A 12,889-nucleotide genomic window follows, 5' to 3' on the forward strand; every position below is an offset into this window, starting at 1 on the left:
CCGCATAACCCCCGAAAACAAGGGGAAAATCCGGCCGCAGCCGGATCGGGAGATCGCTTCGGGACGGCGCGGTTCGGGGAGTTTTACCGAGATCGATCGTCGCCTGGGTTCGTGGCATTATGGGGCTTTTGTGTCTCGCGTCCGTGACTCCGAATGCCTGATCAGTGGGGGACGGGGATCTCCATCTTGACCCTGAAATTCGGAGCCTGATCTATGGACAGCGCACCGCGCCACTTTCCTTCGACAAGCGCGTTCATGAGCTTCGAGCCGAACCCTGTACCCTGGGGTGGCGCTTCGGAATCCGAATGAGGATCATCCCAGGTAAACTGGAACAGACGCGTGCCGTCCGAACGTCGGGCATAGGACCAAAAGACGCTCACCGTGCCCTGATCTTTTCCAAGCGTGCCGTACTTCACCGAGTTCGTGGCCAGTTCGTGCAGGACAAGTCCGAGGTCGAAACAAAGCTCAGGCGGCAACAAAACGTCGCGCCCCTTCATTTCAATGCGCTGTTCGAACGGTCTCAGGGTTTCTTCAAGCAATTCCAGGAAACGCGTCGATGTCCAACCGCCTTGTGAGACCACGTAGTTCGAGCGTGCAAGCGCACTCAACCGCGCGCTGAAGGAGTCCCTGGCAACTTTTATGTCCGGATTCCCGCTAAAGGTTTGGCCCGCGATGCTGCTGACCAGCTGCATGAGGTTGCCTGCGCGATGGGCCATTTCGCGTACCAGCAACATACGATGCTCCGCAGCCGCCACCTGCCGTGCCGCCCCCGCAAGGATGTTGGCCAGAGACTGGAGGAACTCTGCGTCTGTCTGGTCAAAGTCTCGAAGCACTCGTGCATGGATACCGAAGACACCGAATGGACGCGTGTTCGAGCCGGGAATGACCACCGACACACCGCTTCGGACGCCGTGGTCGTGCAGAAGCTGAGGCCCGCTGAAGCGTGTTTCTGACTGCAGGTCTCTCACAATCACCGGGCTTTTTGCCATTAACGTGTAGCCCGCCTGTGACTCGAGATCGATCCCAACCTCCCCCTGCCCCACGAGGCCTTCTGCCCATCCGATGCCAGCACGAAGAATAAGATGTTCCGCTGTCTCGGCGAACTCGAGCACCTTCGTCAGCGGAGCCTGGAGCACGTCCGCGGCAACCCGAACTGCTTCATCCAGCACTTTCTGAAAGTCTTCTTCGTTGAGCGCAAACGAGCCAAAGCTGGCGACCGCATGTTGCTGGGCGAGACGCCGCTCCAGTTGGCGCTCGTCTCGAACACGTTCGGACACATCCATGCAGATTCCAGTCAAGTACCGGGAACCATCGGTGGCTGTGGTGACACCACCACAGGTCTCAATCCAGATCTCGGGTGCGTTCGGGCGTGGAGCAGTGCGGTAAACTGCACGATACGGATCCCCGGTTTTGATGCTCGCCTTAATTTCATGCCAGACTTGGGGGGCATCGTCGGGATGCAGGTCGCGCTGGAAGCTCGCCAGCGTCCCATCAAAAGAGCCCGGTGGAAGATCATGAACACTTTCGAGGTTCCGCGTCCATTCCAGCCGCTCGCTGTCGATCTTCCAACGCCAGACGCCGGCACCACCAAGACGCAGTCCGTCCTCCAGGGCGTCAGGCGCTGCGAGATAGGCGACCGGCAACGGCGTATTGGAGACGTGCTGCATCATTGCGTTTGCTCACAACTTGATCAGGAAACATCGTTGCGGTCGGGGCTGGTTATCCATCGATTGCCTCGGGCTGACGGTATCCTGCGTGGAGGGCGCCGCAATGCAAATATTCGAACAGGTTCTTGTCGACGGGCGTTCGCAAAGGAGTTGAGCCGACGCTTGAGGCTCATCCCACATCGGGATGTGACCTACCACGCTCATGTCAACTGCCGAGAGGGGACAAGGCTGCGGGCAAAGGTTCGATTTCAGGCCCAACCCACTGACTGCCACCGGCGTCGAAGTGTTCAGGTTTCCTCTATGCAAAATGCCAAATATTCAGTCAGTTACGAGCTCTGGACTAAATTGGCGCAGTCATGAGGTCCAGAGAATATCGGCCCTGAGAGATCGCTTACGGGCGTCCTAGCGGCGGGCTCGGTGCTCAGCCCATCCCGCATAACCCTCGAAAACAACGGAAAAATCCGGCCGCAGCCGGATCGGGAGAACGCTTTCGCGAGGGCAAGTGGCGGAGCGCAGGGGATTCGAACGAACGGTCCTCGGCCGGCAAGGACGCCTTCGACCAAGAGGTGGAACTAACACTCCAGAATGCTTCAAGTGCATAAAAAATATATACATCTTGAAAAACTGGTGCCCGAGGTCGGACTCGAACCGACATGATGTTGCCATCGGCGGATTTTGAGTCCGCTGCGTCTACCATTCCGCCACTCGGGCGCACCGGGGCCTGAATACCGGCGGGCGGTCCTCTTGAAAAGGGTCTTCCGCCCCTAGCCTTGCGCCTGTTGCGCCAGGTCGCGAACGACCGCAAAGGCGCCCTGCACGCGCTCTTTCGTCGTCGACCAGTCGCGGCGGACGATGATCTTGTTGTCTTTGACCTTCGCCAGACCCTTCTGGTCCTGGATGAAGGCGACGAGGCCCGCAGGGTTCGGGAACTTGTCGTTGTGGAACTGGATCGTGGCCCCCTTCGGCCCGGTATCGAAGCGTGCGATATGGGCCTTCTTGCACTCGGCCTTGATCCTCACGACCAGAAGCAGCGTGTTGACCTCCTTCGGCAGCGCACCGAAACGGTCGATCAACTCCGCGGCGAACCCTTCCAGCTCGACCTTGGTCGTCAGCCCGGACAGGCGGCGATAGAGCCCCAGACGCACGTCGAGGTCCGGCACATACTCCTCGGGGATCAGAACCGGCACGCCCAGGCTGATCTGCGGTGCCCACTGCTCGTCCGACTCGGACAGCCCCTCGATCTCGCCCGACTTGATCTTGGAAATCGCCTCTTCCAGCATCGACTGGTACAGTTCATAGCCCACCTCGTTGATGTGGCCCGACTGCTCTTCGCCCAGCAGGTTGCCGGCTCCCCGGATGTCGAGGTCCTGCGAGGCCAGCGCGAAGCCCGCTCCGAGCGAATCGAGCGAGCCCAGCACCCTCAGCCGCTTCTCGGCCTGAAGCGTCAGCTTCTGGCGCGGCTTCGTCGTGAGATAGGCATAGGCCCGCGTCTTGGCCCGGCCCACGCGTCCCCGGATCTGGTAGAGCTGCGACAGACCGAACATGTCGGCGCGGTGGATGATCATCGTGTTGGCCGTCGGGATGTCGAGGCCAGATTCCACGATGGTCGTGGCCAGAAGCACGTCGTACTTGCCGTCGTAGAAGGCGTTCATCCGGTCGTCTAGCTCGCCCGCCGCCATCTGGCCGTGCGCCACGACGACGGTGACCTCGGGCACGTTGTCCCGCAGCCAGGCCTCGATCTCGGGCAGATCGGCGATGCGGGGGACGACGAAGAACGACTGCCCGCCGCGATAATGCTCGCGCAGAAGCGCCTCGCGCAGGGTGACGGTATCGAACTCGCTGACATAGGTGCGGATCGCCAGCCGGTCGACCGGCGGCGTGCCGATGACCGAGAGATCCCGCACCCCCGTCAGCGACATCTGAAGCGTGCGCGGAATGGGCGTCGCGGTCAGCGTCAGGACGTGGACGTCCGAACGCAGCGCCTTCAGCCGCTCCTTGTGGCTGACCCCGAAGTGCTGCTCCTCGTCGACGATCAACAGGCCCAGGTTGGCGAACCGCACCGACTTCGCCAGGATCGCGTGGGTGCCGACGACGATGTCGACCGTGCCCCGCGCCAGCCCCTCGCGCGTTTTCTCGGCGTCCTTGGCGCTGACGAAGCGCGACAGTTGACGCACCTCGACCGGAAAGCCACGGAAGCGCTCGCGGAAGCTCGCCGCGTGCTGGCGGGCCAGAAGCGTCGTTGGCGCGATCACCGCGACCTGCACGCCCGACATCGCCGCGACGAAGGCCGCGCGCATGGCGACCTCGGTCTTGCCGAAGCCGACGTCGCCGCAGATCAGCCGGTCCATCGGGATGCCGCCTTCCAGGTCGGACAGCGTGTCGTCGATGGCGCGAAGCTGGTCGTCCGTCTCCTGGTAGGGGAAGCGCGCCGAGAAGGCGTCCCACATGCCGTCGGGCGGCGTCAGGACGGGCGCCTTGCGCAGGTAACGCTCGGCCGCAATGCGGATCAGACGGTCGGCGATCTGCCGGATCCGTTCCTTCATCCGGGCCTTCTTCGCCTGCCAGGCGCCGCCGCCCAGTTTGTCGAGAAGCCCTTCCTCGTGCCCGAAGCGCGACAGAAGCTCGATGTTCTCGACCGGCAGGAACAGCCGGTCGCCGCCCGCATATTCGAGGTGAATGCACTCGTGCGGCGCACCAAGCGCCTCGACCACCTCCAGCCCCATGTAGCGGCCGACGCCGTGGTCGACGTGGACGACGAGGTCGCCGGGCGTCAGGCTCTGGTGCTCGGTCAGGAAGTTCTCGGACCGCTTTTTCTTCTTCGCGCCGCGGATCAGACGGTCACCGAGGATGTCCTGTTCGGCAATGACCGTGAGTCCATCGGCCTTCTGGCCTACCGCTCCGCTGCTTGAGGCCGGAGCCTCGAACCCATGCTCCAGCGCCCAGACCGCGAGAAAGATCCCGCCCCTGCCGTCCGGGACGTCGCGGAAATCCTCGATGAGGCGGACGCCCTCGACGCCCTCGTCCTCCATCAGGTGCTGAAGCCGTTCGCGCGCGCCTGCCGAATAGCCCGCGACGATCACCTGCCCCAGCTTGCGCCTCGCGCCGATATGGGCGGCCAGCGCGCCGAAGAGGCTGATGCTTTCCTGCTGCCGTTCCGGCGCGAAATCGCGCCCCACCCGACCGCCGGCATCGGTGACGTTCAACCCCACAGGTTGCGGCAGGACGCTGAAGCGCAGGACGCGATGACCCTCCACAGCCTTCGAGAATCCCGCGTCGTCGAGGTAGAGCGAGCCTGGAGGCGCGGGCTTGTAGACGGTGTCGACCCGGCCCTTCGCCGTCATCGCCTCGCGCCGCGCGTCGTACTGGTCGGCGATGCCCTCCCACCGGGACAGCCGGAAGGCGTCGGTCTGGTCGTCCATCGTGACCGTGGCGCCCGGCAGATAGTCGAACAGCGTCTCGAGCCGCTCGTGGAAGAACGGCAGCCAGTGCTCGACGCCCGCGTGCTTGCGCCCGGCGCTGACCGCCTCGTAGAGCGGGTCGTCGGTGCCCGCCGCGCCGAATTCCAGGCGATAGTTCTGCCGGAAGCGCGTGATCGACGGCTCGTCGAGGATGATCTCGGACACCGGCGCCAGCTCGACCAGCTTCAGCGTGTCGGTCGTGCGCTGCGTCTCGGGGTCGAACCGCCGCGCCCCGTCCAGCACGTCGCCGAAGAAATCGAGCCGCACCGGCCCCGCCTCTCCCGGCGGATAGATGTCGATGATCCCTCCCCGGATCGCATAGTCGCCCGGCTCGGTCACCGTCGGCGCCTGAACGAAGCCCATCCGCACCAGGAACTGCCGCAGCGCCGCCTCGTTCACCCGGTCGCCGACGCGCGCCGTGAAGGCCGCCTCGCGCAAGACCTCGCGCGCCGGGATCTTCTGTGTCGCAGCGTTGATCGTCGTCAGCAGCACGAACCGCGACGGCATCCCGTGGACCAGCCCCGCCAGCGTCGCCATCCGCGTGGCCGAGATGTCGGCATTGGGCGACACCCGGTCATAAGGCAGGCAGTCCCAGCCGGGAAAGCGCACGACCGGGATATGCGGCCCGAAGAAGGCCAGCGCCTCGGCCATCGCCGCCATCCGCTTGTCGTCGCGCGCGACATGCACGACCGCCCCGCCCCGAGCGTCCAGCTCGGCGAGGATCAGGCGGGCGTCGAAGCCTTCGGGCGCGCCGCTGACGGTGATGTGGCGGGGGTCGGACATGGTTGTGCGGAGGTAACGGCTTCAGGGGCCGTGTCAACTGGCGGAACGGCGTCCGCTCAGAAGCCGCTGTAGGGCGCCACGTAGAGGTTCGTGTACATGCCGTACATCGCGGTGACGAAGATCGACAGGAAGCCGAGCGCCTGTGTGGCGATCCGGTGCCGCAGCAGGCGTCGTATCAGCGCCTCGCCCCTGTCTTCGTTCTCGCGGATCAGATGCGCGGTGCGGACCGTCATCAGCGTCAGGATCGACATCGGCGCCACCAGAAGGAACACCGCCGTCGCAAACTCCACCTGATAGACGAAGGCCGCAAGGCCCAGCATGGTCAGAAGCGCCGACCAGATCAGGGCGATCAGCGTTCCCGACACCTCGGCGATGTAGAGGATGCGGTTGACGTTCACCCGCACGAGGTCGTGGAGGTCGCGCATCGCGTCCTGCGTCTTGCCGCGCCGGGCGCGGATCACGGTGTCATAGGGAACCCCGATGACCCAATGGCTGACCGACGACCACAGCACGGCCAGACCGATCCAGTACCACAGGTTCGAGAAGGACCGCATATCGATGACTTCGAACACGGTATCGTAGAGATTCACGTCCAGAGCGCCCCGACACTGACTTCGAGCCGGACACTAGGCAAAGCCACCGGGCTTGACCACCCTCGGCACCAGGGCTACCGCAATTGTCCATCCCTACGGCACAAAGGCGGCAGCGCATGGTCACAGGCTCCTACCCCGCAACGCGGTTCCGCCGCACCAAGCGCACCGACGCGCTGAGACGGCTCGTGCGCGAGACGACGCTCTCGGTCGACGACCTGATCTGGCCCGTCTTCCTGCGCGAGGGCGACGACGACGAGACGCCGATCCCCTCGATGCCCGGCGTGGCGCGCCTGACGATAGACCGCGTCGTGGAGGCCGCGCGCGAAGCGTACGATCTCGGCGTCCCGGCGATCTGCCTCTTTCCCTACATCGACACGTCGCTCAAGACCGACCTCTGCGAAGAGGCCTGGAACCCCGACAACCTGTCGAACCGCGCCACCCGCGCCATCAAGGACGCGGTGCCGGGCATGGCGGTGATGACCGACGTGGCCCTTGATCCCTACAACATCAACGGCCACGACGGCATCGTGCGGAACGGCGTCATCGTGAACGACGAGTCGGTCGAGGCGCTGGTGAAGATGGCTGTGGCACAGGCAGAGGCCGGAGCCGACATCCTCGGGCCCTCCGACATGATGGACGGGCGCATCGGCGCCATGCGGACGGCGCTGGAGGCGGCGGGACATCAGGACACCTGCATCCTGTCCTACGCCGCCAAGTACGCCTCGGCCTTCTACGGCCCCTTCCGCGATGCGGTCGGCGCGTCGGGTCTGCTGAAGGGCGACAAGAAGACCTACCAGATGGATCCCGGCAACACCGACGAGGCGATGCGCCTGATCGAGCGCGACCTGAAGGAAGGCGCCGACTTGGTCATGGTCAAGCCCGGCATGCCCTATCTCGACATCTGTCGCAGGGTCGCGCAGACCTTCCAGGCGCCGCTCTTCGCCTACCAGGTCTCGGGCGAATACGCGATGATCAAGGGCGCGTCCCTGAACGGCTGGATCGACGGCGACCGTGCCATGATGGAAAGCCTGATGGCCTTCAAGCGCGCCGGCTGCGACGGGATCCTGACCTATTTCGCGGTCGACGCGGCCCGCGCGATGGCGTGATGATTGGTTAAGGATTAACGAAGAATTCATTGGTTTCGCGTGCGAAACCGCCAGCGGGAGAGGCGCGTGAAGGTCGGAGAAAGGCACTACCGCTCGATCTGGATCGAGGCCGGCGAGGTCAGGATCATCGACCAGCGCTGCCTGCCGCACCAGTTTCGCGTCGTGCCTCTCGACACGCTCCAGGACTTCGAGACCGCGATCCGCGACATGTGGGTCCGGGGCGCGCCCCTGATCGGTGCGACGGCGGCCTTCGGCATCGCCGCGCAGATGCACGTCCTGACCCACTGCAACGCCGGCTGGCTCGCCACCGTCGACTGGGGCACCGCGACTTCGCCGCTCTACCAGGCGCATGACGCAGGCATCCCCCTTCACGTCTGGGTCGACGAGACGCGCCCCCGCAACCAGGGCGCGCTGACCGCCTGGGAACTTGGCGCTCACGGCATCCCCCACACCTATGTCACCGACAACGCGGGCGGCCACCTGATGCAGCACGGCCTCGTCGACATGGTCGTCGTCGGCACCGACCGGACCACGGCGGGCGGCGACGTCTGCAACAAGATCGGCACCTACCTCAAGGCGCTCGCCGCCCAGGACAACGGCGTGCCGTTCTACGTCGCCCTGCCCTCGCCCACCATCGACTGGACGATGACGGACGGGTCATCCATCCCGATCGAGGAACGCGCCGGATCGGAAGTCTCCCAGATCCAGGGCACCGACGCCGACGGCGCTCTCTCGCGCCTGCGCGTCACCGAGGCCCCGGTCGGCAACCCGGCCTTCGATGTCACTCCCGCCCGCCTCGTTACCTCTCTCATCACCGAGCGAGGCGTCGTGGCCCCCCACGCCCTCGCCACCCTCTTCCCGGAGCAAGCCGCATGACCCAGAACCGCATTCTCACCCTCGGCGAAGACGACGTCGGCCTCGAGATCTGGACCATCGGCGCGCGTCTGAACGACGTACGGATCGGCGGCGAAGGCGGGCATCTCGCGCGCTGCGAGACCGTCGAAGACGCGCTCGGCGCCAAGAAGAACTACGGCGCGGTCGTGGGCCCTGTCGCGAACCGCCTCGCCCGCGCGGAGGCCCCGGTCGGCGGCACGGTTCACAAGCTTGTCCCGAACGAGAACGGGCGCACGATCTGCCACTCCGGCGCCAAGGGCGTGAACACCAAGACCTGGGAGGTGACGCGCGAGACGGAGGACACGCTGGAGCTGTCGCTTTCCATCGCCGACGGCGCCGACGACTTCCCTGGCAACCGCCGCCTCTCGGTGCGCTATGGGCTGGTGCCGCAGGGCTTCTCGGTGGCCTTCGAGGCGGTGACCGACGCGCCGACGCTGGTTAACCTCGCCCTTCATCCCTACTGGTCGCTGAACCGGACGGGCCGCGAGGGACAGCGGATTGAGGTGAGCGCCGACCGCTATCTCCCGATAGACGCGGACAAAATTCCGACCGGAGATATCGCCTCCGTCGACGGCACGATCTTCGACTTGCGCAAGGCAAAAGAGCCGTCGCACGAGATCGACCACAACTTCTGCCTTTCCGATGCCCCCGCCGTCCGGCTTGTCGCCGACAGCGGCCTCGTCCTCGAGATCGAGACGGATGCGCCGGGACTTCAGCTCTATGCCGGAAGCCCGGTCGGCCTCGCCATCGAGCCGCAGCACTGGCCCGACGCGCCGCATCACGAGGCTTTCCCGTCGATCCTGCTGCAACGGGGCGAGACCTACCGCCAGCTCTCGACATATCGCTTCTCGCGGAGCTAGACCGCATCCCATGCTGAAGACCCGCATCATTCCCTGCCTCGACGTGGCCGACGGCCGCGTGGTGAAGGGCGTCAACTTCATCGACCTGATCGACGCGGGCGATCCGGTCGAAGCCGCCATCGCCTATGACGCCGCCGGTGCGGACGAGCTCTGCTTCCTCGACATCCACGCCACGCACGAGAACCGCGGCACGATGTACGACCTCGCACGCCGGACGGCCGAGCACTGCTTCATGCCCCTGACCGTGGGCGGCGGTGTGCGGTCGGTGGACGACGTGCGCAATCTCCTGCTGGCGGGGGCGGACAAGGTGTCCTTCAACTCCGCCGCCGTCGCGGATCCCGACGTGGTGGCGCGGGCGGCCGACAGGTTCGGCAGCCAGTGCATCGTCGTTGCCATCGACGCCAAGACCGTCAGCCCCGGCAAGTGGGAGATCTTCACCCATGGCGGGCGGCGCGGAACGGGCATCGACGCGGTCGACTTCGCCCGGACGGTCGTGGCGAAGGGTGCGGGCGAGATCCTTCTGACCTCGATGGATCGCGACGGCACCAAGGCCGGGTTCAATCTGCCGCTGACGCGCGCGGTGGCGGACGCCGTCTCGGTGCCGGTGATCGCGAGCGGAGGCGTGGGGACGCTCGACCACCTCGTCGAAGGCGTGACGGAGGGCCACGCGAGCGCCGTCCTCGCCGCGTCGATCTTCCACTTCGGCACCTTCACCATCGGGGAAGCCAAGGCGCACATGGCGGCGGCCGGCATTCCGGTCCGGCTGTCCTAGCGGGGTCAGCAAGCCAAAGACGGTGCGCCAAGCGCCTTGACAAGGCATCTCACCCGCGCGACGGGAAGGGTCATGTCAGACCGCGACGCCCTGTCCCGCCTTGCCGCCACCATCGACGCTCGCAGGGGCGCCGACCCCGCGACGTCCTGGACCGCCAAGCTTCTGGCGGCGGGTCCCGAGGCTGCGGCCGCGAAGTTCGGTGAAGAGGCAGTAGAGGCGGTGATCGAAGCCGTGCGCGGCGACCGGGACCGGCTGACGGCCGAGGCGGCGGATGTGCTTTACCATCTCCTGGTCATGCTCGCGGCGCGTGACGTGTCGCTGGCGCAGGTTCTGGCCGAGCTCGAACGCCGCGAAGGTACCTCGGGCCTTGCCGAGAAAGCCTCTCGCGCCGACTAGAACAGCTCGACGTCGTTCGACGGCATTACCTTCGGCGTCTTGAGACGCGGCGCTTCCTCGACGAACTTCAGTTGCGCGACACCCGTCGCCGGAAAGAAGCGCAGCTTGCGGGCCCGCGTCCCGCCCACGTTCTCGGCGTCGCAGGGGATGCCTTCGGTCTTGAGGTAGGCTTGCCCGAAGGCCGCGTTGCGGGCGCCGATGTCGGTACGGCCCTGAAGCATCGAACTGCCGCCGAAAAGCTTGCCGCGCAGTCGCGGCCGCACTGCGCCCAAAGGCATCATGCGGTTGATGAGCCGGTCCATCGCCACCGCGCCCGAGGTCGAAAGGCTGCCCGCCTGATGCATCTCGGGCAAGAGGAGGTGGTTCATGCCGCCGACGCCCGCCACCGGATCCCAGAGGCAGATCGATATGCACGAGCCGAGGATGGTGGTGATGACCATATCCTCGCTCCGGCCGACGGCGTCCTCGCCCTGCGCGATGTAGAGGTTGGTCATGGCTCGATCCCCCGTCCGTCCGCGCCGACCTGCGCGAGGATGCGGGGGCCGATCTGGCCGAGCCGCGCGACTTCGGAGGCCGCGCCCAGTTCGCGCGCGGCGCGCGGCATCCCGTCGACCACCGCCGTCTCGCCGTCCTGGACGATGGTGCGGGCGCCCGCGTCGTGAAGCGCCTTCATCGCCTCGGCCCCGTCGCGGCCCATGCCGGTCAGCATGACGGCGAGGATGCGCGGCGCGTGCGGGACAGCCGAGGAGAAGAGGACGTTGACGGACGGAACGTAAGCCTCGGTCCCGTCGTGGGGGACAAGGCGCAGACGCAAGGCGTCGCGGCGATCGAGGGCGGCGTGGAAGGTGCCGCCCGGAGCGAGGAAGATTTCGCCGGGTGCGAGCATCGCGTCGTCGGTGGCCAGGCGAACCCGAGGGGCAGAGTGGCGGTCGAGGCGCTGCGCGAAGCTTTCGAGGAAGGCAGCCGGCATGTGCTGCGCGATGACCGTGGGCGGGCCGTCGGCGGGATAGTGCGAGAGCACGTTCATCAGCGCGTCCACACCGCCCGTCGAGCTTCCGATGACGACGATGCGACCGTTCCAGTCGAGTCGGCCGCCGTCCTTCACCCGCTCGCGCAGCGAGGGGCCGGTGGACCGGCTTTCCGCCGCCATCAGCACCGTTCCGGCCAGGTCGACGTTGCCGTCTGCGCCGAGGGTCGCTAGGTCGACGCAATCGACGGCGCCGAGCGACAGGGCCTTCACCGCCTCGGCGCTTTTTTCCGTGGTTCGGGTCGAGACCATGACGACGGGCATTGGCCGAAGCCGCATGAGGCGTTCGAGGAACGACAGCCCGTCCATGCGCGGCATCACCACATCGAGCGTGATGACGTCGGGGTCGAGCGCGCGGATCAGTTCGCGCGCCTCATAGGGGTCTCCCGCCTCTCCCACGACGTCGATCCTGGGCGAACGCTGGAGAAGGGCGCGGATCATGGCGCGGATCGAGCGGGTGTCGTCGACGATGACGACCCTGACCTTCCTGCCGGTCGTGGTCCCGACCAAACTCATCTGCCGTCCCCTGCCTCGACGCTGGGGCGGTTTGTGGCACGGGGCGGTCTAAGATTCGGTTACCCCGAAAAGGAAGGGGCGGCCGAAGCCGCCCACCTCCCCGTAGCGTCCTTTTTCGTGTCGTCAGGTCTCGATCGGGAAGCGCAGGTAGAGACCCTCGACATAGATCTCGGCGGCTTCGCCGACATGGAACATGGTGTAGCTGAGGCCGGATTCCTGAAGGCGGCGGACGCCGGGCCGGGCCAAGAGCATCGAGGCCTCGCGAGAGCCCGATAGGCCCGAGCGGTGATCGCCGGCGATGACCTGGCGCGGCGACACCTGGATCTCGCAGGCGGGCGCCGAGGGTCCAAGGGCGTTGGCGCCGATGACGATCGGGTTGCAGTCGGGCTTGAGCCGGAGGATGTGCTCGTCGAGCATGATCCGGTTCAGCCAGACGATCGGGCGATAGTCGCCGGTGTTCGTCAGGACCGGATCGCCCTTGCGCAGCGCGACGGCGTGGACATCGCCGAAGGAGGTCCGCACACGCGTCATCGGCGCGAGACCGGGAAGCGGCCAGGTGTCGAGACCCTCTTCGCGGACGGCGGCCGGAGCGGCGCGCTCGCGGGGGTGCCTTTCGCTGTCGGCGGGGCTGAGGGGGTGGCCTTCGGCGTCAACGGGCTGGCGCCGGGTCGTCCGTCCCGTTGTCATCCTGCTGACGACACGCGAAAGACGGGATCTTTCTCCGGTGTCCGGAGCGATATTCTTACTCATTACGACCTCTACTCGTACACACACACGCACATCCGCCACTGGCGGTCACTTTGACCGGGACGCGCCA

Annotated in this window: 11 protein-coding genes and 1 tRNA gene; 5 read left to right on the top strand and 7 right to left on the bottom strand. The window is 66.0% G+C overall.

The genetic code is table 11. From position 1 onward, the window contains the following. Nucleotides 1-161: 161 nt before the first annotated feature. The 4 genes from EF888_RS11235 to EF888_RS11250 all read right to left on the bottom strand — a co-directional run bounded on the left by EF888_RS11235 (nt 162) and on the right by EF888_RS11250 (nt 6,498). On the bottom strand, nt 162-1,670 hold the full coding sequence (locus tag EF888_RS11235; protein WP_109758506.1) for a sensor histidine kinase: 1,509 nt from the start codon (nt 1,668-1,670) through the stop codon (nt 162-164). A 622-nt stretch (nt 1,671-2,292) separates the two neighbouring features. Next, nucleotides 2,293-2,378, bottom strand: a tRNA-Leu gene (locus tag EF888_RS11240). A gap of 53 nt (nt 2,379-2,431) precedes the next feature. Further along, nucleotides 2,432-5,908 (bottom strand): transcription-repair coupling factor, encoded by a 3,477-nt coding sequence (mfd, locus tag EF888_RS11245; RefSeq protein WP_109758505.1) that lies wholly within the window; start codon nt 5,906-5,908, stop codon nt 2,432-2,434. A 56-nt stretch (nt 5,909-5,964) separates the two neighbouring features. Continuing rightward, nucleotides 5,965-6,498 (bottom strand): component of SufBCD complex, encoded by a 534-nt coding sequence (locus EF888_RS11250; RefSeq protein WP_109758504.1) that lies wholly within the window; start codon nt 6,496-6,498, stop codon nt 5,965-5,967. A 119-nt stretch (nt 6,499-6,617) separates the two neighbouring features. Between EF888_RS11250 and hemB the strand changes: the two genes are divergently transcribed. The 5 genes from hemB to EF888_RS11275 all read left to right on the top strand — a co-directional run bounded on the left by hemB (nt 6,618) and on the right by EF888_RS11275 (nt 10,529). Beyond that, complete coding sequence (hemB, locus tag EF888_RS11255) at nt 6,618-7,607, top strand: porphobilinogen synthase (RefSeq protein WP_109758503.1); 990 nt, start codon at nt 6,618-6,620, stop codon at nt 7,605-7,607. A 66-nt stretch (nt 7,608-7,673) separates the two neighbouring features. Then, a complete protein-coding gene (locus EF888_RS11260; protein WP_109758502.1) occupies nt 7,674-8,483 on the top strand; it encodes an S-methyl-5-thioribose-1-phosphate isomerase in 810 nt (269 codons plus the stop codon). After that, entirely contained in the window at nt 8,480-9,361 is an 882-nt protein-coding gene (locus EF888_RS11265; protein ID WP_109758501.1) for an aldose epimerase family protein, read from the top strand. Before EF888_RS11260 ends, EF888_RS11265 begins: the two co-directional genes overlap by 4 nt. Nucleotides 9,362-9,371: 10 nt before the next feature. Further along, nucleotides 9,372-10,133 carry an imidazole glycerol phosphate synthase subunit HisF gene (hisF, locus tag EF888_RS11270; protein ID WP_109758500.1) on the top strand — a complete coding sequence of 254 codons (762 nt, stop codon included), beginning with the start codon at nt 9,372-9,374 and terminating at the stop codon, nt 10,131-10,133. 72 nt (nt 10,134-10,205) lie between these two features. Continuing rightward, nucleotides 10,206-10,529, top strand: a complete 324-nt coding sequence (locus tag EF888_RS11275; RefSeq protein WP_109758499.1) for a phosphoribosyl-ATP diphosphatase — start codon at nt 10,206-10,208, stop codon at nt 10,527-10,529. Here EF888_RS11275 and EF888_RS11280 read toward each other — a convergent pair. The 3 genes from EF888_RS11280 to EF888_RS11290 all read right to left on the bottom strand — a co-directional run bounded on the left by EF888_RS11280 (nt 10,526) and on the right by EF888_RS11290 (nt 12,822). Beyond that, nucleotides 10,526-11,023, bottom strand: a complete 498-nt coding sequence (locus EF888_RS11280; RefSeq protein WP_109758498.1) for a chemotaxis protein CheD — start codon at nt 11,021-11,023, stop codon at nt 10,526-10,528. The genes EF888_RS11275 and EF888_RS11280 overlap by 4 nt on opposite strands. Further along, nucleotides 11,020-12,072, bottom strand: a complete 1,053-nt coding sequence (gene cheB, locus EF888_RS11285) for a chemotaxis-specific protein-glutamate methyltransferase CheB (protein ID WP_109758497.1) — start codon at nt 12,070-12,072, stop codon at nt 11,020-11,022. The genes EF888_RS11280 and cheB overlap by 4 nt, the downstream gene beginning before the upstream one ends. A gap of 123 nt (nt 12,073-12,195) precedes the next feature. Then, nucleotides 12,196-12,822 carry a Hint domain-containing protein gene (locus EF888_RS11290; RefSeq protein WP_109758496.1) on the bottom strand — a complete coding sequence of 209 codons (627 nt, stop codon included), beginning with the start codon at nt 12,820-12,822 and terminating at the stop codon, nt 12,196-12,198. Between the last annotated feature and the right edge of the window lie 67 nt (nt 12,823-12,889).

Origin of the sequence: Silicimonas algicola, from assembly GCF_003970735.1 — a bacterium.
GTDB classification, from domain to species: Bacteria; Pseudomonadota; Alphaproteobacteria; order Rhodobacterales; family Rhodobacteraceae; genus Silicimonas; species Silicimonas algicola.